This window comes from Sporosarcina luteola, assembly GCF_023715585.1.
In the GTDB taxonomy this organism is placed as follows: Bacteria; Bacillota; Bacilli; order Bacillales_A; family Planococcaceae; genus Sporosarcina; species Sporosarcina luteola_D.
On record NZ_JAMBOK010000001.1, the window covers coordinates 2,048,523 to 2,072,410 of the forward strand.

Consider the following 23,888-nt stretch of genomic DNA (forward strand, 5'->3'; position numbering starts at 1 on the left):
CTGTTTAGAAAGTCAGCGTTATTCGACTTTCCGAATCAGTCCTCTTTCTATTCCTACTGCGATGGGCAGAGTGTTCATGATTAAAGTTTCCTCATATGGACAAACTTCGGATACGATAGGTTCGAATGAGGAGGAATACTTTTTTGGAAAGAATAAATTGTGATTTCTCACCGTTGAAAGAAATCTTAATAGAGGATATCAATAATCTCATTGCAGCATTGCAGAATAACATGGAGGCAATCGTAGATGAGAATAAATGTCTCCTCGGTAATTTTGAAAAAACGAAACAAGACTTTCTGTCCATTGAAATGAAAGCCGCCACCTTCTATTTGAATTGTTATCTGTCACCGTTTACAGATAAGTATCCGGAGCTGTCAGTATGTGTTCAAAACTTGTCCAGATTAAGACATGGCGGGTTAATTGTGATTGAACGGGAAGACCCCCTTAAATCTCTAGTAAAGCCCGGCATTCCGATAGGAGCGGAGTTGACACACACCTTGCTTGAATCCATCTTTTACCCAGGAAGTCCCCTTCATGATGGCGCTGTAATGGTGAATCAGAACCAAATCGTTTCTGCAACAAATGTCCTTCCTTTATCAGGTAGATTTACAGGTGATCAAAAACTCGGTACGCGGCATCGTGCAGCTTTGGGGTTAACCGAACAAAGTGATGCCCTCGTTCTTGTAGTATCTGAGGAGACGGGCAGAGTTTCGTTTGCTTTCAAAGGGGAACTTTATCCGATCATGACTCAAGTTATGTGATAATGATAGCCCAGTTATTCGCAATTGGCGGTTTCAACTCTACAAAAGACCCTCACTTCCGCTTCCACGGGAGTGAGGGTCTTTTTCAATTATCTCGGGACTTCATGGGATGAACAATCAGCATTTTACTCTCGGACTTCCCTACCGTACTTATCAATCCCATAACCAACCACTGCAGCTACAAACGCCGGCACGATCCAGCCCAGCCCGTGCTCGAAAAACGGTACAACGTCCAGCAGCCATCCGGTTAAAGAATCCATTTTATAACCGATATTCGTTAATACCTCGTAAAACGCAAAGATCGCTGTCACGGATACCGATAGCTGGTACATCATCTTCCCTCCGCCCGCAAAATGCTGGAACAATGAAAGAATCACTAACACGATGGAGATCGGATAAATGAAAACCAATAAAGGAACTGCCAAACTAAGAATCGTATCCAACCCTAAATTAGATACCAACAAGCCGATCAACACAAAAATAGCGACATATGAACGGTAATGAATTTTCGGATAAATTTCGTTGAAGAACCTCGCACAAGCATTGATCAAGCCGACACATGTCGTCAGACAAGCCAGCGTTACAATTAATCCGAACAGAAGCCCGCCGCCACTGGCGAACAATAAGTCCGATGCGACAGTTAAGATTTCAGCACCATTTGCAAATCCGTTTTCCTTCGGTATGACCTTGCCGATCCACCCCAATGAAACATATACAATAGCTAGTCCTAGACCAGCTATGATGCCAGCCCAAAGTGTCCCTTTTACAAGCTCTGACTTGGATGCCGCTCCTTTATCCTTCAATGCATTGATGACGACGATCCCGAACGCCAACGCTGCCACAGCATCCATCGTGAAGTATCCTTCCACGAACCCTTTGACAAATGGGTTTGTCGCATAATTACCCGCCGCAGGAGACGCGATATTTTCAAATTTCATGAAGGCGCGGATAACGAGCAGAGCCAATACGAGCAATAAAATAGGAGTCAAAAGCTGTCCGATGCGATCAACGATCTTCTTAGGATTCAAGCTAATGAAATACGTCACTCCGAAAAACACCAAGGAGAATATGAGAAGCGCAACCCAGCCATTCACGTCTACAATTTGTTTGACACCAAGCTCGTAAGCAACATTTGAAGCTCTCGGTATCCCATAAAAAGCACCGATTGACATATAGATGATGACTGCAAAAATCAAGCCGAAAAGTCTATTCACCCGATTCCCAATAGAGACGAGTCCATTCTCAGACAAGGCGATGGCCATGATTGCCATGAACGGCAGCAGTACACCGGTAATAAGAAATCCGGTAATTGCGGGGCCAAAATTATTCCCCGACTCCAATCCTAGAAGAGGTGGAAAGATAAGATTTCCCGCTCCAAAAAACAATGAAAAGAGCATAAGCCCTGAAAACAACACATTTTTTCTAGTCATCCGTAAACCCTCCTAATTCTTAGCAAAAACACCATCTACTTCAACAGTCTCAAATATATTAATAAACGCTGTCTCGTCATAGTCACGTACAATCTTTTTCACTTGCAGCATTTCGTAACGAGTAACGACCGTCATTAGAATGTGCTTCTTCTCTTTAGTGTAGCCTCCATAACCTTCTGTAATAGTAATGCCCCGATAGATCGATTGCAATAAATCTTCCCGTATCGCTTCCCCTTTGGAAGTGACAATTTGCATCGTCAGTTTAATATGATTCGTGTGGATGCTATCAATTAGCTTGCCCGTCAAATAGATGGACAAAAGTGTGTATAAGGCAATATCCCAGTTTAATACAGCACCGGAAATGAGGACGATGACGCCGTTCATGCCCGTCAAAAGAAGACCAATACTAATATTGCTCGTTCTAGAAAGGATGATTGCAATAATATCCAACCCTCCGGACGTACCGGAATACTTCAATATCAAGCCAACACCGATGCCACTTATAACCCCGCCAAAAATCGTTGATAACAAAATATTTTCTGTCACAGCAATGACTGGCAGCATGTATAAGAAAAATGAAAGTGACACAACACACACGAGCGTATTAAGCGTAATCAACCTTCCCAACTTAATATATCCTAAAATGAGCAATGGCAGATTAAGCAAGAGATTCATTATGCCGATATCAAATGGAGTAATCAATCCGATCAAAATAGCTATCCCACTAATTCCACTGCTCAGTATCCCATAGGGGACGAGAAAGAAATTGAAAGCAAATGCTACAATCAACGAACCAGCGACAACAACTACATTCTTCATAATCATTGACCTCCTTAGTAATCTGTAACCTGGATCCCAAATTTTCCACAAAAAAAACCCGCCCCTAAACTAGGGACGAGTTTGTGCTCGCGATACCACCCATATTCCGCAAGTTCCCCTTCAGAAGAAACAGTGCGGCGCTCAGTCAACGTACGATCATACGCGTTCCATTTAACGGTGGAAGTCCGGTAAAGCTTACTGTTTTCAGCTTTACATCTCGGAGATGATTTTCGGATAAGATCTGTCCATCGACTTTCACCAAGCGTCGACTCTCTAGAGAACAGAGTTCCTCTCTTACTATTTCTCGTCACTGATTATTGTTATTACAATCAATCTAGCAGAGAGTGATTCGAAAAGTCAATATGCTTTAGTGACTTCGCAATTTTCCGACCAGTTAACCAACTAGCACTTCTGACTTTTCCGGGCGAATTCTGATGCCGGCTTCCTTATCAAAAAAGTGAACACAGTTCATATCGAACGTCAAATAGACATCTTCACCAGGAGACACATTGGTCCGCGACTCGACTTCGGCGATCATTTCTTGTGTGCCGAGCATCGAATAAAGGAGTGTATGAGCCCCAGTAAGTTCCGAAACGATAATCTTTGACAGGATGGAATTCGTCTGTCCGGCCTCTTCCCCGCCTCTCAACAGATGGATATGCTCAGGACGGATTCCCATTGTCAGTTCCTTACCCACAAAACCTTGCTCCCGCAAATACTCCATCTTCTCTTCAGGCACATTTATACGTACGTCTTCCACTACGAATTGGCCATCCACAATCCTTCCATCAAAAAAGTTCATGGAAGGCGAGCCGATAAAGCCGCCAACAAACGTGTTTTCCGGGTTATCGTATACATCTTTCGGCGCTCCAATCTGTTGGATGACACCATCCTTCATGATGATGATGCGGCTAGCCATCGTCATTGCTTCTGTCTGATCATGCGTGACGTAAATTGAAGTCGTCTTCAACCGCTGATGCAGCTTAGCGATTTCAGCGCGCATTTGGAAACGCAGCTTCGCATCGAGGTTCGAAAGCGGTTCATCCATGAGAAACAGTTTAGCATCCCTGACAATCGATCGTCCAAGGGCGACACGCTGCCTTTGCCCTCCTGACAGCGCCTTTGGTTTCCGATGAAGAAGCTCCTCAAGTCCTAATAGTTCAGCCGCCTCTTCTACACGCTTCTTTATTTCGTCCTTTTTGAACTTCCTAATTTTCAACCCGAAAGCCATATTGTCAAAGACCGTCATATGCGGGTAAAGTGCATAGTTTTGAAATACCATTGCAATATCTCTATTTTTCGGCGGGATATCGTTCATCAACTTTCCGTCGATGTAGAACTCCCCTGATGAAATCTCCTCCAAGCCCGCAATCATCCGAAGGACAGTCGACTTTCCGCATCCGGAAGGTCCGACAAGAACGATGAATTCACCGTCCTCCACGGACAAATTGAAATCGGAAACAGCAGTCACCTTTTTATCGAAATGCTTATAGACATTTTTCAACACGATTTTTGACATTCGGATACCCTCTTTCGTTAAAGATCACAGGCTGTTGGTCACTTCCCTCCAGACTGCAGATTAATGCCTTGGATGAAATACTTCTGGAAGAAGAAAAACAGAATGATGACTGGCAGAAGTACGAGAAGCGACCCCGCCATCAAATAGTTCCATTGTGTATTCATTTCGCCTTTAAATACTTGCAGTCCGAGCTGCAGCGTATAAAGACTTTCATCGTTCAAATAAAGGAGCGGTCCTAAAAAATCATTCCATGCACCATTGAAGGAAAAGATTGCAACAGTCGCAAGTGCCGGTTTCGTAAGCGGGAGGCCGATTGTCCACCATATGCGGAAATGGCTCGCTCCTTCTATTTTTGCCGCTTCGATCAGTTCATTCGGAATCGTCATGTAAAACTGCCGTAGAAGGAAGATGAAAAATGCACTTCCGAAAAAGGCTGGAACTACTAATGGAAAATACGTATTAATCCATTGCAGTTTTGAAAATAGGACGTATTGCGGAATGAGTGTTACAAATCCAGGAATCATCATCGTCGATAAGACGATGGCAAACAGGATGCCCCTCCCCTTAAATGGCACTTTGGCAAAGCCATATGCGATGAAAGAGTTTACGAGGACACTCCCGATGACGACAAGCATCGTTATCGTAATTGTATTAATCGCATATGTGTCAAAAGGAGCCGCTTTCCATGTTTTTATATAGTTGTCCCAATTCCACTCTCGGGGGTAAAACGTCGGCGGATACGTCATCACTTCTGCCATCGATTTAAGGGAAGTTGAAATCATCCACCAGATCGGTGAGAGGATGAGGAGGCTTCCCGCTGCTAGCAATATGAAATTAACGAGCGAGAGAAGCTTCCTTTTCGTATGTATATTGTCGAAATATGCATGGGCTGAAGCAACCCGCTCTTCATCCCTCTTTTTTGCTGCCACTTCAACTTCCTCCATCATCTCTCCTCCCCTTCGTAATGAACCCAGCGCGGCGCAAGCTTCAAGTTGATGATTGTAATTATGAATACGATGATAAAGAGAATCCAAGACATCGCCATCGCATAGCCCATATCGAACGATTCGAACGCCTTTTTCCACATATATAAGTTATAGAACAACATGGAATTCACCGGTCCGCCCTCACCATTCGACATTACATATGCCTCCTGGAAAATTTGGAAGCCTCCTATCAGGCTGGTTACAATATCAAAGAAAATGACTGGCGTAATCATAGGAATCGTAATAAATCGGAATTGCTGCCAGCTGCTTGCGCCATCTATTTTAGCTGCTTCGTACAATGATTTCGATACTCCTTGCATACTCGCCAAGTAGAGAAGCATACCTCCTCCAACGCTCCACAATTTCATGAAGATTAGTGCCGGCTTCGTCCAATCGGGATCGAACAGCCAATTCGGACCCGGAATACCGAACCATCCAAGGGCGGTGTTCACCAAACCGGTTCCGGGATCGAGCAACTGCATCCAAAGAAGGTAAACCCCCACCCCGGAAAGCACTGCCGGTAAATAGTAGATCGTCCTGAAGAAACGGATGCCTGGTACGTCCTGGTTGAGCAAGGCCGATAAAAAGATCGCCCCGGCAGTCGTAAGCGGGATGGAAAACAGCACGTAATAGAGAGTGTTATATAAGGATGTCCAAAATAGATTATCGGCTGTGAACAGATTTTCGTAGTTATCAAATCCGACGAAATCCATTTGGGACGTAATATTGTAGTTCGTGAAACTAGCTGCAAAAGAAAAGATGAGCGGTCCCGCCGTGAAGGCGATGAATCCGACTATCCAAGGAAGTATGAAAACATATCCTTGCAGCCCTTCCATCCGTTTATAATTCAATTTCTTCCTCAATTGCTGTCCCTCCCCCGGTAACCTCTCTATACGTAGTAAAACGAGGAGAGCTTCTATGCTCTCCTCATGCTTCCGTTCACTTGCTTTTCTCTGTCAGTTTTTCTAGGGATTGCTGTGCGTCCTTCAATCCTTGTTCAATAGATTTTTTTCCAAGAAGAATCGAGTCCAATTCAGGATTGACCAAGTTCATGAAATCCGGTGCGTGGACAGGAACAGGTGTAAGGAGAGTATTTTCCATATTATCAATTGCCATTTGATAAACTACCTTGTCCTTATCCGGCATTTCGCTGTTTTTAGCCGCATTTTCGGCAGCTTTGATATTCGCCACGTTGTCAAAGTTTTTCACAGCCCAGTATTCCTGTGCTTCTACATCCGTCAAATGCTTGATGAATTCCCATGCTTCTTCCGGATGCTTCGACCCCTGTGGGATTTCAGCAACGAAACCGCCGCCCCAACTAGTATTGCCGCTTCCCGGCTCACGTTCAGGCAACATCGCTACGCCAAAATCGAGGTCCGGCGCGTAATCACGGATCTGCGTGTAAAATGTCGGTGTATTCACATACATCGCAAGCTTGCCGTTAAAGAACGGGTTCCCTTGCTGGCTGTCAATTTGCGACTTATAGGAATTGATCGTATTGGCCCCGTATTTCTTATGCCAATCCAATACCCATTCTAGCGTTTCCCGGTTCGCTTCCGAATCGATAATCGGGGCACCATCTTCATCGAAGAAGTTTTTTCCGTCTGAGTTTAGCATCCACACATCCGAGTTTACTCCCCAGAGTGGGTAAAACCCGATTCGGTCATATGTATCTCCGTTCTTAACATCCAGTTTTTCCGCATACTCCCAAAGTTCTTCCCAAGTAGCAGGCGGCTTTTCCGGATCCAGTCCAGCCTCTTTAAAAGCTGTTTTATTGTAAAATAGAATTCTTGTGTCGGTATTGAAGGGAATGCCGTATGAATCTCCTTCGTAAAGGGTTGCATTCCAGAGTTCTTCATAGAATCGATCTGAAATATCGTCTTTTTCCAGGAACTGCGAAAGGTTCATCGCTTGGTTCTTTTGTCCGCGGAGCGCAGTTGCATTAATGTCGTTGATGACGACATCAGGCGGATTCTTTGCCGCGATTGCTGCAAGCTCCTTCGTCCAAATGTCTCCCCATGGAACAAACGTATGCTTCACTTCAATCTTATCCTGCGATTTATTAAAGTCTTCTACGATTTTATCGATTACAGGACGCCTGATTTCAGATCCCCAGAAACTCCAAAAATCGATGACAACTTTATCCCCGCTGTCCGCGCTTTTACTGTCGCCCGTCTTGAAACCGGCACATCCCGACAAAACAAGCAACACGGCAAAAAACAATGGCAATAGTTTTTTACTGAACACTTTCTCATCTCCTCCTATAGAAGCACCTTTTTCTGATTCCTTCCTATTTATCTACTTACCCAGTTAGCCTACCGTTAAACCTATGAAAATAGCACCATTCTAAAATTATATACATTTTCTGTCATTTAGTAAGTTAAATCATATTCTCCACAAAAAAACCTCTTCCCGATTTTTCCTGGAAAGAGGTTGTATCATTCAGACTGTAGAAATCATATATTTCCAACCCTTTTGTTTAAACGTGTGCATTTTAACTGTAAGTAGGCTGAAATAACGTCGATTTCCGTTCCGGTCGGACGCTTTCCGGGGGGCTTGCCCTCAGCCTCCTCGGATGTGCTCCCAACGCTATCGCTTTTGCGAGCACAAGCGAAGCGGTGCGAGCAGTGTTTTTTTGCGACCCTAATGGAGCAGGTGTGGAGGCTGCCTTAATTTCTGCAAAGAACGCAGAAATACGGCAAATCGAACCCTACGTTGTTCGATTGGCTGAAGCCGTGCCCGCGGAAAGCGTCCGCTCGCAGCGAAAGTCAATACTTTTCTCTGTTTAAAAGAAAAAAGACTGTAGGCAAACCCGAAAATTAAGGGTGTTTGTCTACAGTCTGGTATCATTTTTATTCATGTACATGAACATAAGTGCAAGGTATTTCGTATTCATTGCATAGAAACATGGATTTATTCACAGTACACCCATTGAACAAAATGTAGTCTTATGGTAAGTTTATTAGGATAGACTTCTTAAAGTTAAAAAAATCTATTTTCCCCTATTTTAATTGTACAACAAAACTCATTCAACAGTCAACCCTTTTACTCATTTTTTTAAGGAGTGTGTGCTATGAAATCAAATTTTGAACAGGAACTGCAGCGAGTAGACAGTGTAGTGGAGATCATTACGGGGCGGATTCACAAATTGGAGAAAGATACAGCCCGTCAACGGGATGAGGTTGTGCAGATCCGCAAGCATTTCTGGGATGAAGTCAAGGTCAATGTGGATACGTTCGACGATTACCTCGAGACGATCATTGGCTTACGACAAGAAGCGCAAGCACTGGCCGTCAGCCAAACGACTCATCGTCATGCATCCAAACGATTGGCCACACTGCGTCGGATGAAAGAATCCCCTTACTTTGGCCGAATTGATTTCATTGAAGAAGGCGTTTCAACTGAAGAACAAATTTATATTGGAATTGCCACGCTGTCTGATGATAGTGGTGAAGACTTCCTTATCTACGACTGGCGGGCACCGATTTCAAGTGTCTACTATGATTATCAGCCAGGTGATGCTTCGTATAAAACTCCTGGCGGCATCATCCATGGAAGACTGGAGAAGAAGTGGCAGTATTTGATCCGCGGCGGCGTTCTCCAATCGATGTTCGATACGAGCCTCACGATCGGTGATGAAATCCTTCAGACTGTGTTAGGAAAAGGAACTGACAAGCATATGCACAGCATCGTAGCGACAATTCAGCAGGAGCAGAACCGGATTATCCGCCATGATCACGGAAAGCTACTTATCGTCCATGGACCTGCCGGCAGCGGTAAGACATCAGCCGCCTTGCAGCGTATTGCTTATCTGCTATACAAATACCGGGAGAGCCTGAAGGCCGATCAAATCATTTTATTCTCTCCGAATACGCTGTTCAATAGCTACGTGTCTAACGTGCTTCCCGAGCTAGGTGAAGAGAATATGCAGCAAGTGACATTCCAAGAATACTTGAATCACCGGTTAAGCAAGAACTATCAGGTTGAAAATCCTTACGATCAATTGGAATACGTGTTAACCGCAGGGGATTCCCCTTCCTATCAGTCAAGAGTTGCAAGCATCCAATTCAAAGCATCGCCGCTTTTCTTCGAGGCAATTGAATCCTATAGGGAATTGTTAGAGGTATCCGGCATGCTATTTAAAGACTTGATGTTCAGAGGAAAGCCGATTGTGTCCGGAGAGCAAATCGCCGAACGGTTTTATCGGAAAGACACTTCCCTCCGCTTCCACAACCGGCTTGAAAAGCTTCAGGATTGGCTACTGAACAAACTAAAAGAAGCACAAAAAGTTGAACAGCATGAATTGTGGGTACAGGAGAGAATCGAACTGCTCAGCGACGAGGAATATAACAAAGCACATGCATACTTAGCAAAAAAGCATGGGTTTAAAAGGGACTCAATCGCCGATTATGAGATGGACACCAAAGAACTGGCCCAGCTGATTGTACAGCAAAGATTGAAGCCGTTACGGAAACAGGTGCGGGAATTTGAGTTCATCGACATGAAGGGCATCTATAAGCAACTGTTTGCCAACCCTTTTGCAATCAAACAATGGATGTACGGGGACACACCTGCGGAATGGCCAGCCATCTGCCAAGCTACCCTAACTATGTTGGATGAAGATCAATTGCATTACGAAGATGCTACACCATTCTTATTATTGAATGAGCTTATCAAGGGCTTTCAGGCGAATCGGACAATTAAACATATCGTTGTTGACGAGGCGCAGGATTATTCACCTTTTCAATTCGAGTTTTTGAGGCGATTGTTTCCATCGGCAAAGATGACGGTTTTGGGCGACTTTAATCAGGCGATTTTCGCTCATGCACGTGAAACGGCCGATTTCAACATGCTTACCACTATATTTGGTTCTGATGAAACGGAAGTGATCAATATGGCAAGAAGCTACCGATCGACAAAACCGATCATTGAATTCACACGGAGATTAGTGCCAAATGGAGATCAGATCATCCCTTTTGAACGTGAAGGCGAGCGGCCTGGGCTGAAGCAAGTGGCTGATCATGCAGAGCTGCACCGCAGTATTGTTTCCAAAGTCGCTGATTTCCAGGACGCCGGCTATAACACCATTGCAATCATATGTAAATCAGCTGAGGAAAGCAGAAGTGCTTATGAAGCCCTGTCTGCTATCGTTGATATAAAGCTGTTACGGATTGGTTCAATGGAATATGAACAAGGTGTCGTCGTCGTACCATCGTACTTGGCAAAAGGAATTGAGTTCGATGCGGTCATTATTTACGATGCATCGAAGCATGTCTACGGCGACGAGAGCCTTCGCAGGATATTTTATACCGCATGCACAAGGGCGATGCATGATCTGCAATTGTACAGCGTCGGGGAGCCTACCCCATTGTTGCAAACCGTTCCGCGAGATCGCTTCATCCAAGCTTAACTGGAATAAGCCTGCAGTAAGTTTCACTTATAGGAATAGGATAGACAGTAGATGGAAAATTATGTTGCCGATTTAAATCCCTTTGGATATGATAATCGTAAAGGGGTGGTGAATATTCAATGAAGAATGAAATTGAAGATTTATTTGACAGGGATCAACCACAAGAACTGAAAATGAAAGTGGAAAGAAAAGATGGAGAACCAACCGCAGCTTTCAAAGGGGCTTCCTGGGCAGCTCTGTTAATTGGGGGCTCGGCTTATCTGATAGGGTTGTTCAACGCAGGAATGGAGCTGAATGAAAAAGGGTATTATTTTGCAATATTGATATTTGGCCTCTATGCATCTGTATCTTTACAAAAAGCCGTAAGGGATAAAGACGAAGGAATTCCAGTTACGAATATTTACTACGGCATTAGTTGGCTTGCACTGGTTATATCAATTTCATTAATGGGCATTGGTCTATACAATGCAGGCAGTATTGTCTTAAGTGAAAAAGGGTTTTATGCCATGGCTTTTGTTCTGAGTATATTTGCGGCTATCACCGTCCAGAAAAATGTCAGAGATACGCAAAAAGCTAGAGGGCTGGAGTAAAGATAAATTTTAGGGGGTGTCTCAGAAATTCAGTGAAAACCGAATTTCTGAGACACCCCCTCTGTTATGCTTCCGTTTCCTGCAATCTTCCTCTGAAATCCTCTTTCGATTCCCTATTCTTCTGCTGTAGCCGAAGAAAAATATTGTTTAAAAGTAAGGAAATGATAATGAAAATGGTGCCAATATAATCATAAGCTGTGACACTCGCACCTTGGAAAATTTGAATGACTAACGTTGTGACGGGTACAAAGTTAAGAAATAACAACCCGTTCAACGGTGTGATAACACTCACGCCATAGTTCCACCCCACCAATGCAATAACACCTGGGAAGATTACCATAAAAGCGATATGAGGGCTCGTAATGGTCAACGTTTCGACGGTTGGGACCGAGACATATCCTGTAAGTGTCACTCCAATTACGACAGCAGCCGAAGTAGCCGTTCCGAGCAAACAGCTTAATGCGGAGTAACGCAATGCAGACCAGCCATCGTTACTGAATTGTGTTCCACCCATCGTGTACACAACCCAACCAACGACTGCGATAAAGATTAATAAAGATGGGATGATGGCATTAGATGCTGTAAAAAAGGCACCTATATCACCTTTTGTTACGACTAGCGATGCACCGACGAAGCCAATAACCACGCAAAACATCGTGAATGCATGAGGCCGTTGTTTAATAAACACCCAAGCAATAATAATAGATATCATCGGCATTAATGATTCCATAATAGAGGCAATCATTGTACCTGGGTTGCCTAGTAGATCCTGTCCCCAGAAAATGAGTAAATTATATACCGCAAAGGCCATTGTTCCGAAGAACCAGATGAGAAGTCCCTTCCCTTCAAAATGAAAAGCTTGCTTCCCTTCCTTCCATAACAACCAGACAACTAAAATGATCGTTACAAAACCATAACGTAAAAGTGTAAAATAAAATGGGTCTATATGGTGAAATGCATGATTCGCTACTGGAAACATCGCCCCCCAGGATATTGCGGATATCAAGCATAAAATAGCAGCCCATACTACGGTGTTCTTCATGATGTTCTATCTCCTCTGCATACTATCTCCGTATAACATTAAACCACAGGTTCGATATCTCTTAAAATGAACATTATTGATGTCCCCTATCTCAATTAGTGATATCATAGAAAAAGTGTCGGCTGAAAGGAGTGATCATATGGAATTTAAAGACTTAGAGATTTTTCAAATGGTCGCACAAAAAGGTACGATTACCGAAGCCGCAAAGGAATTAAGTTATGTACAATCAAATATCACCACAAGAATTAAGAGGCTTGAGACTGAAATGAATACAGCTCTATTTAACCGCCATAGCCGTGGAATGACGCTAACACCTGAAGGAAAAAAACTACTTGTCTATTCCGAGAAGATTCTAGCTCTGACAAATGAAATGAAAAAAGTCGTTCAAAGCAAAACTGAACCAGCGGGCAAACTTGAGATTGGAACTGTTGAAACCGTTATGAAATTGCCGGTTATATTGGCTGCCTATAATAAAAAGTATAAAAATGTAGACTTATCACTCCTTACAGGCGTTACACACCAACTCCAAAACGATGTCTTACATCATCGATTGGACGGTGCTTTCGTGACAGAAATCGATCAACATCCTGAATTAGTTTCCCATGAGGTTTTTCAAGAGGAGCTTGTCCTGATCTCAGATAAGACGAAGACTTCACTTGAACAACTTATAGGAGAGCCGATCCTTTGCTTTAGTGAAGGATGCGGTTACCGGGCAAGGCTAGCCAAGTGGTATAAAGATCAAAACATAACACCACAAAAATTGATGGAGTTCGGGACGCTGGAAACGATTTTGGGAAGCGTTACGATGGGGCTTGGCATTACGTTCGTCCCCAAATCAGCCGTTGCCCATTTGGAAGAAAGAGGACTCGTCCACTGTCACTACTTGCCTGAGACATATAGTAAAGTCAATACCGTATTCATTAGACGAAAAGACGCCTATTTAACCTCTACACTCGAAAAGTTCATTGAAACATTCGAACAGGTCGATGGGGAAATGGCTTACCCGCTAGCGAAGTAATTAGCCCTCCTAATATAAAAAAAGCCTAATTTCTCTGTTGATACCAAGAGAAATTAGGCTTTTTTCTTACAACGATTATGCGGCTTTTTCAGATCCGAAAATTTTATTATCCAAAGATAGCAATTGGCTTCCGCTAATAAATAGAACAACCGCCATTGCCAATAAAGCTACATCCAGTTCATAGCCTGCAGCTTCCGCTCCCATGAAACCTAGGGACAATTTTGATGTGAAGATCGCTCCCACCATCACAATTGCAATCAAAGCTGAGAAAATTCTTGTTCCAATTCCTAGGATTAGTGCAATTCCTCCAATAAGTTCAATGAAAGCAACTACATAACCTAAGAAACCTAAAATGCCAATGCTTTCAAACCAACCCGCTACGTTCCCAAGTCCCATTTGGAATTTTGCAATCCCATGGATGAAGAATGTAATCCCTAAAACTACTCTCAAAATCAACAAGCCTAATTCATATTTACGTTCCATTATCCATTCTCTCCTGTCTAAGATGTGTTTTGTATTTCCTTAAGCACCCACTAATACGCTTTCTTTCTTTGTTGCTTTCCTTACAATTGGCGCCACTTCAGTCGCTAACAATTCAATGCTCTTTGCTACTTTTTCAAATGGCAAACCACCAATATCAATTTGCGCCATGAAACGTTGGTGTCCAAAAAGTTCATGTTGTTGAAGGATTTTCTCAACAATTTGTTGTGGACTTCCTACGAATAACGCAGTATCAGGTGCTGTCACTTCTTCAAATTCGGCTAGTGACATCCTTCCCCCGCCGTGGCCAAATTGCTCATTTACAACTGACTTATAGTTCGAATAGTATGGATAGAACTCTTCTATCGCTTGTTGCGTCGTATTGGAAATATATCCATGACCCGTTACTCCGACTTTGAGATCTTCCAAAGCATGTCCAGCTTCGATGCCTGCTTGACGGTAGACATCAACCAATGGTTTGAATTGAGCAGGATCACCCCCTAGAATCGCCATCGCCATTCCGGCACCCAGTCTGCCAGCACGAACTGCACTACTCGGAGTTCCACCGACACCAATCCAAACTGGCAACCCCTGCTGTAATGGACGAGGCGCTATCTCTGCATTCCTTAAAGGCGGACGGAATTGTCCATCCCATGAGATTCTCTCGTTTTCATTAAGCTTCATCAGCAATTCAATGTTTTCCGAGAATAAGGCATCGGAGTCACTGATGTCATATCCAAAGAGCGGAAATGATTCAACAAAAGCACCACGCCCTGTAATAATTTCCGCACGCCCGTCAGATAGCAAATCCAATGTTGCAAAGTCTTCAAACAAGCGCACTGGATCAATCGTACTTAACACTGATGTAGCGCTCGTCAATTTAATTTGCTTCGTCATTTGGGCGATTGCCGCCAAGACGACGGATGGCGAAGTGATGGCATAGTCCAAGCGGTGATGTTCCCCTACTCCGAAAATATCCAATCCAGCGTCGTCAGCAAGTTTAGCCGCCGCCATAACTTCCTTCATTCTTTGCGCAGCACTGATTGTTCTGCCTGTAATAGGATCTTGTACAATATCTCCAAGCGTATATAGACCAATTTCAATGCCAGTATTATCCATAAAAGCACTCACCTCCAACTAAGATGTAAAGTAATAACCAACATTTATTTAAAAGTAAGTTGCTTACTTAACGTAAGTTACTATATAATTAATACATACGGTAGTCAAGTAATTAATTAACCAAAAATAATTCAATTAATTATTATACGCGGTTATACTATAAGTAAGGAGCTGATCTAGATGGAAAAAACAATTTGTCCTCGTTTTGAAAAAGCTATGGGTTTATTAAGCCAAAGATGGACGGGTTTAATTATCTACCAGCTGCTACCTGGCCCTCAGCGCTTTTGCAGTATTGAATCCTCAGTTGGTGTTAGTGGAAGAGTACTGTCTGAGCGGTTAAAAGACTTGGAGAACGAAGGGATTGTAAAACGAGAAGTTTTTCCAGAGACACCAGTTCGAATCGTGTATTCCTTAACCGATAAAGGAATGTCGCTATCGCCTCTCATGGAGGAAGTGGAGAAATGGTCTCAAAACTGGTTGGAGGCATGACGGTCGGCATCAACGTTTATGACTTAACGAGTGCATTATTTATTTCCTTATTGTTTGCTATCCTAATGATTGGCAATAGCAAAGTTAAATACTCCATACAAATAGGCAGTTAATAGCTGAACGGAATGGTTACGATAAACATACACGTTACAGTGCACGTTAATTGAAAGCGGGAAACTTCTTTCGGAAATCTTATAAAAGGAATGATTTTATGGTACATGCAAAATTGGCTCCTCAAGTTCTTGAGGTCTTAAAAGATAAAATACAACTGGTTGAGTCGGGCGAAGGAGGCATCTACTTGGTTGGCCCCATTAAATTGCCGGTGAATCTGTATGGGGAAACCGTTATTTTTCAATGGTATTGTTGGCTGAATCAATGCCAAGTGACGGATAACTACCAAGATATTATCGATCAACTGGCTTCCGCCAATTTAGCGGAGTACCAACAATCGAGCGTACTTATATACGGTGATTTCAAAAACGCGGATGAGGCACTCATCCGGATGCACTCCATCTGCCATACCGGAGACATATTCGGTAGTAAAAGATGTGACTGCGGTTATCAGTTAAAACAGTCGATGCAGAATATTGTTGATCACGGGACGGGTGCGTTGTTTTACTTGGCGAACCATGAAGGACGTGGAATCGGTTTATTCAGCAAAGCGATGGCATATGTGCTACAGGAGAACGGCTACGATACAGTAGAAGCTAACGAGAGCCTCGGCTTTGTCGATGATGCCAGGAATTACGACGATGCCATTCGCGTGTTAAAGAAATTGCGTACAAAGCCTGTCAAACTCATGACCAATAATCCAAGAAAATTGGAAGCAATGCGGAATGCCGGACTTCCTGTCTCGGGCAGGGAACCTTTATGGGGCGACAAATCGGAGTTCAATGAAAAATACTTGCAAACAAAAATTAATCGTTCTGGCCATTTAGGTGAGGAAGGGACCGATAATGACTAACCATGAATTTTATATGAGATTGGCTCTTGAAAATGCTCAAGCAATGAAGGGCCAAACCGATCCAAATCCACTTGTCGGTTCAGTCATTGTAAATGAAAACCGAATCGTTGGCGTTGGTACACATTTGAAGGCCGGTGAGCCGCATGCGGAAATCCATGCAATTCGAATGGCTGGTGAAAAGGCCAAGGGCGGCACAATTTACGTCACCCTTGAGCCATGCTCGCATTATGGACGCACCGGACCTTGTGCAGTAGCCATTGTCGAAGCCGGGATTAAGAAAGTAGTCATCGCTACGCTCGATCCAAACCCTGTCGTCGCCGGAAACGGGGTTAAAATACTGGAAGACGCAGGAATTGAAGTGGTCATCGGTGTGTTGGAAGAGCAATCCCGCCGGATGAATGAAGTGTTCAATAAATTTATCGTTGAACAGAGACCCTTCATGACGATGAAAGCGGGAAGTACATTGGATGGAAAAATTGCGACGCATACAGCCGACAGCAAATGGATTACGTCCGCCGAAGCTAGGCACGATGTACACGTATTGAGAAATCAAAACATGGCCATTTTAGTCGGTGTCAATACAGTCATCGAGGATAATCCTGAATTGACAACAAGGATTCCAAATGGAAGAAATCCGATTCGCATCATTTTAGATTCCTCATTGCGCATCCCCCTTCTTTCAAAGGTCGTGACGGATGGGCAAGCGGAAACATGGATCTTCACTTCCTCTACGTATAATGAAGATGCAAAGAAACTGCTGGAGGAACGGGGCATTACAGTTTTCCACACGTCAGGCACTCGCCAAGTCGAACTGAATGATGTCGTCCGAATCCTTGGTGAAAAACTTGTTTCTTCTGTTCTCATTGAAGGCGGAGGATCGATTCATGCTGCTTTCCTTGAAAAGCAGCTCGTTGACAAAGTTGAGATCTATATTGCGCCAAAATTAGTTGGAGGCACCAATGCGCCAACATTCCTTGAAGGCACAGGCGTTGAACTGATGCGTGATGCGATCGATATCGAAGATCTGACCATTACGCAAATCGGGAAAGACTTCAAGTTCACTGGCTACCCGAAATATATAACAAACTGAGGGATTTACATGAAATTTGGTTTCGATATTGATGATACATTAATTAGTTTACGAGAACATGCATTTCACATATACAATAAAAAATTGAACCAGAACGTGGAGATAGAACTTTTCCATGCGTTGGACAAAGTGGAAATCCACGAGCTGTTTGGCATGACAGCTGAAGAAGGCGGCAAAATGTGGAATGGTTCGTTAGAAGAAATTTATTTCACGTCGTGTCCTACCTATCCTGATGCAGTTGAAACGCTGCAAAAACTGGAGAGCGACGGACATGAAATATATTATATTACCGCGAGACCTAAAGAACATGGCGAGCGTACAATGGAATGGATGATTGAACAAGGTTTCCCAGTCCAGAAAAAACGCTTCTTTTACGGCATGAATGATGAGGACAAGGTTCACATTATTAAAGATTTGGAGCTAGATTATTATTTCGACGACAAGCCGGCGGTTCTTGAAACATTGAGTGATTGTCAGCTGAATCTGTTTGCGAAAACTCAATCATATAATCAGCATTTGGATATTCCACGAATTGCAAACTGGTCTGAACTATTTGATTTACTACTTTAGAAAAAGATACTTCCTATTAAAGCCTAATCCTTTTGTATAAAGGGTTGGGCTTTTTGTATGTGTTAACAATACTATCTATATAGCAAGTGCCGTCCCATAAACAAAAAGGAGACCAAACCTATCGATCAACAAACTGATAGGTTCGGTCCCTGTCCTTGTTAGTTCAGGATATCCGCACGTAGTATAAATTGTGCCAACGCTTCTATTTCATCCGAAATTGCTCGATCGCCTTTCAATGGCGGGCAAATTTCTCTAATTCTCTCCAAGTATTCTTTTGTTGCTGGAGCCAATTGGTTTTCTGCCCCTTCTAAATAAATAGCCTGCGATGCGCAAATCATTTCAATTGCAATTACTCTAGCAGAATTATGGATAATTTCACGCGCTTGGCGAGCTCCTATTGTCCCCATGCTGACATGATCTTCTTGGTTGGCTGACGTAGGGATTGAATCGACACTTGCGGGATGTGCAAGCACCTTATTCTCAGAAACGAGTGAAGCCGCCGCATATTGCGGAACCATCAACCCACACTCCAATCCTGGGTCGACTGCCAAGAATGGGGATAGGCCACTCAATTGAGGATTGACGAGTCTCTCCGTTCTTCGTTCGGAAATATTCGCCCATTCTGCAGCACCGACTTTGAGGAAATCCATCGCGAGTGCAATTGGCTGGCCATGGAAATGTCCACCTGAAAGTACTTCGCCATTTTCTAAAATTATAGGATTATCCGTTGTTGAATTGATCTCAATCTTCAGTCTCTCTTCAGCGTAATTAAATGCTTGCCAAGAAGCTCCGTGAACTTGCGGGATACAGCGAATGGAGTAGGCGTCTTGCATTCGAAGTTCACCTTGATGTGTGATCCGTTTACTTCCTTCCAGCCAGTTCCGCATTCGTGAAGCGACAAATTCCAGTTCCGGATGTGGTCGAACGGCTAATAATTCACTATCAAAAGCCGATATAATTCCTCGTAGGGCTTCCATTGTTAAACAAGCTGCCATATCCGCTGCTAATCCGACACGCTCAGCTTCATTCAGAGCGACAACGCCTACGCCAGTCATTGCCTGCGTTCCATTAATAAGCGCAAGTCCTTCTTTCGCTTCCAATGTAACCGGTTTCAAACCTGCCCGTTTTAGCGCTTCCCCACCGGAAAGGATCTCTCCCTCATATTCTGCTTTTCCTTCTCCTACTAAAACAATTGCGACATGTGAAAGTGGCGCCAAATCACCGCTCGCTCCAACTGAACCTTTACAAGGTACCACTGGATGCACGCCTTTATTAATCATATCGACTAATAAGGATAATGTATCTTCTTTAATGCCCGAAAACCCTTTTGCAAGCGCATTGGCACGCAGCACCATCATCGCTCTGACAACTGGTTTAGGCAACGGTTCGCCAACACCGACGACATCCGCGCGTAGTAAGTTCAATTGTAACTTTGCAATGTCTTCTTTTTCTATTTCAATATCACTTAATTTACCAAACCCGGTATTGACGCCATAGATCACTTTCCCATCTTTTAATTGTTTTTCAATTCGTTCTCTACTCGCACGCACTCTTACTAATGCTTTTTCAGATATAGCGACTTTTGCCTGTCCGTATGAAACGCTTTCTATCTGTTGCCGATTAACTGTAAATCCATCCAATTCAACTAGATCGGTCAAGATCGGTTGATCCATCTCCACTAATTTCCCACTCTTCATGCCTGACCACCCCTTCTACATTTAAAAATTTCGAACACGTCTTACAAAATCATCGCTGCCAATATCCCAAAAGCGAATAAGGGGATGTTGTAATGAATGAACGTCGGTACACATGTATCCCAAATGTGATTATGTTTACCGTCCGCATTTAACCCTGCTGTCGGTCCAAGCGTACTATCTGACGCGGGCGATCCCGCATCTCCCAATGCCCCTGCCGTTCCAAGCAATGCGATGGTTGCCAATGGGCTAAAGCCCATTAACATACATAATGGAACAAAAATTGTAGCTAAAATTGGAATCGTTCCGAATGATGTACCAATTCCCATTGTAACCAAAAGTCCTATCAACAGTAAAACCACAGCCCCCAATAATTTACTATCTCCAAGCACAGAGTCCACCGCATTCACTAAATCTACAACAGCTCCAGTTTCTTTCAGGATCGTTGCGTATCCCGAAGCAATGAGCATGACAAATGCGATTGCTCCCATCAGTTTTACTCCATCTTGTACGACAGCTTCACCGTCTGCTAATGTGACAATTCGTCCAGCAAACATAACGATAATTCCTGCCATAGCACCCACTACGAGCGATCCGGCAGCAACTTGTGTTATCAGTGCTACAGCAATTGCTGCAATCGTAACAAAGTCTTTTGGCTGAAATTTGCGTGGCATTTCCTCGCTAGATGCACTAATTTCAGCTAAGGCTTCTCCTACACCTACTTTTTGTTCTTGTTCTTGCCTTTGCCCTTGCCCGTCATCATAATTTCTCGGTTTCCGATAGGTAATGAAGATTGCAATGGCTAAGCCCACAAACATTCCAAGCGCAGGAATGGCCATCGCTAAAGGAATTTGAGACATGGAGACCGGCATGCCATTTGCCTGCATCTCATTTGCTATAATGCCATGGAAAATGAGTCCGTAACCAGCCGGAATCAAAATATACGGCATTTTCAGTCCAAATGTTAATGCGCACGCTACCGCTCTTCTATCAATCTTTAAGTAATTAAAGAACATCAAAAGCGGTGGGATCAATATGGGAATAAAAGCAATGTGAACAGGAATTAGATTCCCTGACAAACAAGTAAGCGCTGCAATAATTAATAGCAAGACATACTTATTTGTCTTTTTCATTGCTAAGAGCTTGTTTATTAAGATCGTTGTTATGCCAGAGTAAGCGATCATCGCTGCAAATACTCCGAGTAAAATATAACTCAATGCCGTTTCTGATTGCCCGCCCATCCCGCCAATAAATGTGGAAACCGTATCTGTTAAAGATAGATTTGCTGTTAGACCCGCGACTACAGTAGCCATTAACAAAGCAAAAATTACATGTACCCTGGCCAAACTTAAAACCGTCAGGACAATGACGGAAATTACTACTGGGTTGGTGAGCATTAGAAACCTTCTCCTTTATATTAGGTTGGATACAACGCCTGCTCTATTCTTTTCTCGTTACTTATTTTGCTGGTTTATGGTTTTCATACCATTGTTCAATCAAGCCAGCAGTAAGTCTGCCAGTATTGATTAAGTTTTCTATACTAATACACTCTCTAAATGAATGGATATTTTGAAATCCAAGGCCTAATGTGAGGCATGTGAGGCCATTTTCATTTAACACATTCGTATCGGCGCCCCCTAATGTTTCGGTTAGATATGGTTGTACTTGTATGTTTCGAGCCGCCGCTTCTACTGTTTTTGTTAAGATATGATCTTTTGGGATATCAAATCCACTATACTTTTTCTCAATTCTCACCTGTACGCTGCCGCCATTATTCTCTGCTGCTTTTTGCATCGTTTCCTGCATATGCTGCAACTGCTGATCAAGCTTTTCTTTAGAGAAACTGCGCACTTCCCCCGCAACTGTTATGGAGCCCGGTATAATGGATGTTAACTCTCCGCCTTCCATAATTCCGATATTCGCAAGCGTCTCCTCATCAATTGTACCTAGTTTCATATTTAACAACCCTTCGGCTGCAATTAGAAACGCACTATTCCCTTCTTCCGCATTAAGCGCAATATGTGCAGCGTTTCCTTTAACTTCCATCCAAATCCGGCTGCTGTACGGGCCTTTTAAAATAATTTGACCTACGTCTCCGCTACTATCGAAAATATAACCTGTTTTACTTTTCGCTTTCGTATAATCCATATAAGTTGCGCCTACAAGCCCGGGTTGTTCATTGACCGTTAAGATCAACTCAATCGGTCCATGTGGTGCCCCGCTTTCAATAATTGCGCGGATTGCTTCTAGATACGCAGCCAGTGCCGCCCGATCATCTGCCCCCAAAATTGTTGTCCCATCAGAATAAATGACACCATCTTTAATCACTGGTTGGAGCCCTTCTGTCGGCAGCACGGTGTCCATATGGGTTGAAAAGAATAGCGGTGGAATGGAAGCATCCGTTCCATCCTTCCAAGCAATTAAGTTTCCGACTTCACCGTTAAAATTCTTATTAGCATCATCAAATTCAAATGTAAACCCGAGCTCAGGCAGTAAGTTTTCCAAATAATCAGCGACGAGCCGTTCTTTCGTACTTGGTCCGTTGATCTTTGCCAATTCAAGAAATGAGTTTAATAACCGTTCCTCGTTTATTTTAGATGCAGCAATAGATGTCTGTGTGGACATTGCGGATCCCTCCCTGAAATATTTATATACTTACCGCGACACGACTACTTTCCCTTTTTTAATTACTGTTTCTACAAGATTAGTTCCAAGCTCATAGGCGATGTGTTTATAGGAAGGAACGCCCCAAATTTGCAGATCAGCTAGTTTGCCTTCTTGGATCACACCCCGATCGTGCAAATCAAGCGCTTGTGCCCCTCCAAATGTAGCGGCTTTGATCGCTTCCTCAACTGAGAATTTGTATAGACGACAAGCTAAGTTGATGACAAACTGCATTGATTCGGTATAGCAAGCTGGACAAAGATCGGTAGCAAGTGCAACTTTCACGCCCGCATCCAACATCTTACGCGCGTCAAATGGCCGCTGATGTCCAACCGCAAAGTCCAATGCCGGCATAAGAACTGCTGTTACTTCCGAGGCCGCAAGCTTTTTAATCACGTCATCCGGCGTATAATTCATATGGTCCACAGATACCATATTCATCTTCACAGCTAAGTCCGACCCGCCAATATAGGAATACGCATCCGCATGTAATTTGGGCTTCATACCATACGCTAAACCCGCTTCCAATATGCGTTCCGATTCTTCTGCCGTAAAATAGCCAGCATCGCACCACGCATCACAAAATTCCGCTAGTTTCTTTTCCCCCACTTCCGGAATCATTTCATTGATGATTACATCAACATATTGACTTTTCGTCATGCCTTCGGGAATTCCATGCGCTCCAAGAAATGTGTTCAGTACATCTACAGGGGTTTCGGCGTTCAGTCTTCTTCCTACTTCTAGAATCTTCACTTCACTTTCTGTCGTCAATCCGTATCCACTTTTACTTTCAACCGTTGTGATGCCAAATTCCAGCATTGCCATCATTCGTTTTTTTGCTTGTTGAAATAATTCCTCTTCAGTCGCATCACGCGTCAATTCAATAGTCCGGTTTGGCCCAGTTGTGATTCCAAGTTCTTTTGGATCTTTCCCTATTACTTTTGCTGCATATTCTTCAACACGCGAACCGTTGAAGACAAGATGCGTATGGCTGTCGACAAAACCTGGAACAACGACTTTTCCGGTCGCATCGATTACCCGCGTTTCATCCATTAAAAATTTTTCGGTGATCTCCTCTTCACTGCCAACGCCAATAATCATTTTTCCTTTTAATGCAACCCAAGCATTCGTCAGCACACCTAGATCTCCCGCTCCATCTCCAATACATGTAATGACTTCAGCTGCATTTGAAATGACCGTATCTGCTTTCAACTTCTCTTTGACATTTACCATATCTAAAGCC

General features: G+C 43.4%; 21 protein-coding genes and 1 other annotated feature. Of the genes, 8 read left to right on the forward strand and 13 right to left on the reverse strand.

Features of this window, described 5'->3' with window-relative positions; all coding sequences use genetic code 11:
* Positions 1–125 precede the first annotated feature (125 nt).
* The gene (cdaS, locus tag M3193_RS10125; RefSeq protein ID WP_435372023.1) at positions 126–761 is read left to right on the forward strand and encodes a sporulation-specific diadenylate cyclase CdaS; all 636 of its coding nucleotides are present in this window, start codon (positions 126–128) and stop codon (positions 759–761) included.
* Positions 762–886: 125 nt separating this feature from the next.
* On the opposite strand, the gene brnQ is transcribed toward cdaS, so the two are convergent.
* From brnQ to M3193_RS10155, 6 genes are all read right to left on the reverse strand, one after another.
* On the reverse strand, positions 887–2,191 hold the full coding sequence (gene brnQ, locus M3193_RS10130) for a branched-chain amino acid transport system II carrier protein (protein WP_251627044.1): 1,305 nt from the start codon (positions 2,189–2,191) through the stop codon (positions 887–889).
* 12 nt (positions 2,192–2,203) lie between these two features.
* Positions 2,204–3,010 carry a YitT family protein gene (locus M3193_RS10135; protein ID WP_251627045.1) on the reverse strand — a complete coding sequence of 269 codons (807 nt, stop codon included), beginning with the start codon at positions 3,008–3,010 and terminating at the stop codon, positions 2,204–2,206.
* Positions 3,011–3,078: 68 nt separating this feature from the next.
* Positions 3,079–3,330: a binding site (T-box leader), on the reverse strand.
* Between the two features lie 74 nt (positions 3,331–3,404).
* Positions 3,405–4,529, reverse strand: a complete 1,125-nt coding sequence (locus tag M3193_RS10140; RefSeq protein WP_251627046.1) for an ABC transporter ATP-binding protein — start codon at positions 4,527–4,529, stop codon at positions 3,405–3,407.
* Between the two features lie 38 nt (positions 4,530–4,567).
* Positions 4,568–5,473: a carbohydrate ABC transporter permease gene (locus tag M3193_RS10145; RefSeq protein ID WP_353056386.1), complete on the reverse strand. Its 906-nt coding sequence runs from the start codon at positions 5,471–5,473 to the stop codon at positions 4,568–4,570.
* Positions 5,473–6,378, reverse strand: coding sequence for a carbohydrate ABC transporter permease (locus tag M3193_RS10150; RefSeq protein ID WP_251627048.1), 906 nt, complete (start codon positions 6,376–6,378; stop codon positions 5,473–5,475). The genes M3193_RS10145 and M3193_RS10150 overlap by 1 nt, the downstream gene beginning before the upstream one ends.
* Before the next feature lie 76 nt (positions 6,379–6,454).
* Positions 6,455–7,762 (reverse strand): ABC transporter substrate-binding protein, encoded by a 1,308-nt coding sequence (locus tag M3193_RS10155; protein ID WP_251627049.1) that lies wholly within the window; start codon positions 7,760–7,762, stop codon positions 6,455–6,457.
* A gap of 826 nt (positions 7,763–8,588) precedes the next feature.
* On the opposite strand from M3193_RS10155, the gene helD reads away from it, so the two are divergent.
* Entirely contained in the window at positions 8,589–10,925 is a 2,337-nt protein-coding gene (helD, locus tag M3193_RS10160) for an RNA polymerase recycling motor HelD (RefSeq protein ID WP_251627050.1), read from the forward strand.
* A gap of 119 nt (positions 10,926–11,044) precedes the next feature.
* Positions 11,045–11,515, forward strand: a complete 471-nt coding sequence (yiaA, locus tag M3193_RS10165) for an inner membrane protein YiaA (protein ID WP_251627051.1) — start codon at positions 11,045–11,047, stop codon at positions 11,513–11,515.
* Between the two features lie 64 nt (positions 11,516–11,579).
* Here the strand turns inward: yiaA and M3193_RS10170 are convergent, their stop codons facing one another.
* The gene (locus tag M3193_RS10170; RefSeq protein WP_435372039.1) at positions 11,580–12,560 is read right to left on the reverse strand and encodes a DMT family transporter; all 981 of its coding nucleotides are present in this window, start codon (positions 12,558–12,560) and stop codon (positions 11,580–11,582) included.
* A gap of 136 nt (positions 12,561–12,696) precedes the next feature.
* Between M3193_RS10170 and M3193_RS10175 the strand changes: the two genes are divergently transcribed.
* The gene (locus tag M3193_RS10175; protein WP_251627053.1) at positions 12,697–13,575 is read left to right on the forward strand and encodes a LysR family transcriptional regulator; all 879 of its coding nucleotides are present in this window, start codon (positions 12,697–12,699) and stop codon (positions 13,573–13,575) included.
* Between the two features lie 75 nt (positions 13,576–13,650).
* On the opposite strand, the gene M3193_RS10180 is transcribed toward M3193_RS10175, so the two are convergent.
* Together M3193_RS10180 and M3193_RS10185 are read right to left on the reverse strand one after the other, a co-directional pair.
* The gene (locus tag M3193_RS10180; RefSeq protein WP_251627054.1) at positions 13,651–14,058 is read right to left on the reverse strand and encodes a DoxX family protein; all 408 of its coding nucleotides are present in this window, start codon (positions 14,056–14,058) and stop codon (positions 13,651–13,653) included.
* Positions 14,059–14,097: 39 nt separating this feature from the next.
* Positions 14,098–15,174 (reverse strand): LLM class flavin-dependent oxidoreductase, encoded by a 1,077-nt coding sequence (locus M3193_RS10185; protein ID WP_251627055.1) that lies wholly within the window; start codon positions 15,172–15,174, stop codon positions 14,098–14,100.
* 180 nt (positions 15,175–15,354) lie between these two features.
* Between M3193_RS10185 and M3193_RS10190 the strand changes: the two genes are divergently transcribed.
* The 4 genes from M3193_RS10190 (at position 15,355) to M3193_RS10205 (ending at position 18,287) form a co-directional block, all read left to right on the forward strand.
* A complete protein-coding gene (locus M3193_RS10190; protein WP_251627056.1) occupies positions 15,355–15,663 on the forward strand; it encodes a winged helix-turn-helix transcriptional regulator in 309 nt (102 codons plus the stop codon).
* A 211-nt stretch (positions 15,664–15,874) separates the two neighbouring features.
* Positions 15,875–16,627, forward strand: coding sequence for a GTP cyclohydrolase II (locus tag M3193_RS10195; RefSeq protein WP_251627057.1), 753 nt, complete (start codon positions 15,875–15,877; stop codon positions 16,625–16,627).
* A complete protein-coding gene (gene ribD / locus M3193_RS10200) occupies positions 16,620–17,717 on the forward strand; it encodes a bifunctional diaminohydroxyphosphoribosylaminopyrimidine deaminase/5-amino-6-(5-phosphoribosylamino)uracil reductase RibD (protein ID WP_251627059.1) in 1,098 nt (365 codons plus the stop codon). The genes M3193_RS10195 and ribD overlap by 8 nt, the downstream gene beginning before the upstream one ends.
* Before the next feature lie 9 nt (positions 17,718–17,726).
* Positions 17,727–18,287, forward strand: coding sequence for an HAD family acid phosphatase (locus tag M3193_RS10205; protein ID WP_251627060.1), 561 nt, complete (start codon positions 17,727–17,729; stop codon positions 18,285–18,287).
* A 158-nt stretch (positions 18,288–18,445) separates the two neighbouring features.
* On the opposite strand, the gene hutH is transcribed toward M3193_RS10205, so the two are convergent.
* The 4 genes from hutH to hutI form a co-directional block, all read right to left on the reverse strand.
* Positions 18,446–19,984 (reverse strand): histidine ammonia-lyase, encoded by a 1,539-nt coding sequence (gene hutH / locus M3193_RS10210; protein ID WP_435372024.1) that lies wholly within the window; start codon positions 19,982–19,984, stop codon positions 18,446–18,448.
* A 41-nt stretch (positions 19,985–20,025) separates the two neighbouring features.
* Positions 20,026–21,378: a Na+/H+ antiporter family protein gene (locus M3193_RS10215; RefSeq protein ID WP_251627061.1), complete on the reverse strand. Its 1,353-nt coding sequence runs from the start codon at positions 21,376–21,378 to the stop codon at positions 20,026–20,028.
* 61 nt (positions 21,379–21,439) lie between these two features.
* Complete coding sequence (locus tag M3193_RS10220) at positions 21,440–22,606, reverse strand: M20/M25/M40 family metallo-hydrolase (protein ID WP_251627062.1); 1,167 nt, start codon at positions 22,604–22,606, stop codon at positions 21,440–21,442.
* A gap of 30 nt (positions 22,607–22,636) precedes the next feature.
* Positions 22,637–23,878 carry an imidazolonepropionase gene (hutI, locus tag M3193_RS10225; protein ID WP_251627063.1) on the reverse strand — a complete coding sequence of 414 codons (1,242 nt, stop codon included), beginning with the start codon at positions 23,876–23,878 and terminating at the stop codon, positions 22,637–22,639.
* Positions 23,879–23,888 lie beyond the last annotated feature (10 nt).

Bases quoted from the DNA above. Each gene is read 5' to 3' on its own strand.
- cdaS (WP_435372023.1), top strand. From the start codon at position 126: ATGAGGAGGAATACTTTTTTGGAAAGAATAAATTGTGATTTCTCACCG.
- brnQ (WP_251627044.1), bottom strand. From the start codon at position 2,191: ATGACTAGAAAAAATGTGTTGTTTTCAGGGCTTATGCTCTTTTCATTG.
- M3193_RS10135 (WP_251627045.1), bottom strand. From the start codon at position 3,010: ATGAAGAATGTAGTTGTTGTCGCTGGTTCGTTGATTGTAGCATTTGCT.
- M3193_RS10140 (WP_251627046.1), bottom strand. From the start codon at position 4,529: ATGTCAAAAATCGTGTTGAAAAATGTCTATAAGCATTTCGATAAAAAG.
- M3193_RS10145 (WP_353056386.1), bottom strand. From the start codon at position 5,473: ATGGAGGAAGTTGAAGTGGCAGCAAAAAAGAGGGATGAAGAGCGGGTT.
- helD (WP_251627050.1), top strand. From the start codon at position 8,589: ATGAAATCAAATTTTGAACAGGAACTGCAGCGAGTAGACAGTGTAGTG.
- yiaA (WP_251627051.1), top strand. From the start codon at position 11,045: ATGAAGAATGAAATTGAAGATTTATTTGACAGGGATCAACCACAAGAA.
- M3193_RS10175 (WP_251627053.1), top strand. From the start codon at position 12,697: ATGGAATTTAAAGACTTAGAGATTTTTCAAATGGTCGCACAAAAAGGT.
- M3193_RS10180 (WP_251627054.1), bottom strand. From the start codon at position 14,058: ATGGAACGTAAATATGAATTAGGCTTGTTGATTTTGAGAGTAGTTTTA.
- M3193_RS10185 (WP_251627055.1), bottom strand. From the start codon at position 15,174: ATGGATAATACTGGCATTGAAATTGGTCTATATACGCTTGGAGATATT.
- M3193_RS10190 (WP_251627056.1), top strand. From the start codon at position 15,355: ATGGAAAAAACAATTTGTCCTCGTTTTGAAAAAGCTATGGGTTTATTA.
- M3193_RS10195 (WP_251627057.1), top strand. From the start codon at position 15,875: ATGGTACATGCAAAATTGGCTCCTCAAGTTCTTGAGGTCTTAAAAGAT.
- ribD (WP_251627059.1), top strand. From the start codon at position 16,620: ATGACTAACCATGAATTTTATATGAGATTGGCTCTTGAAAATGCTCAA.
- M3193_RS10205 (WP_251627060.1), top strand. From the start codon at position 17,727: ATGAAATTTGGTTTCGATATTGATGATACATTAATTAGTTTACGAGAA.
- hutH (WP_435372024.1), bottom strand. From the start codon at position 19,984: ATGAAGAGTGGGAAATTAGTGGAGATGGATCAACCGATCTTGACCGAT.
- M3193_RS10215 (WP_251627061.1), bottom strand. From the start codon at position 21,378: ATGCTCACCAACCCAGTAGTAATTTCCGTCATTGTCCTGACGGTTTTA.
- M3193_RS10220 (WP_251627062.1), bottom strand. From the start codon at position 22,606: ATGTCCACACAGACATCTATTGCTGCATCTAAAATAAACGAGGAACGG.
- hutI (WP_251627063.1), bottom strand. From the start codon at position 23,878: ATGGTAAATGTCAAAGAGAAGTTGAAAGCAGATACGGTCATTTCAAAT.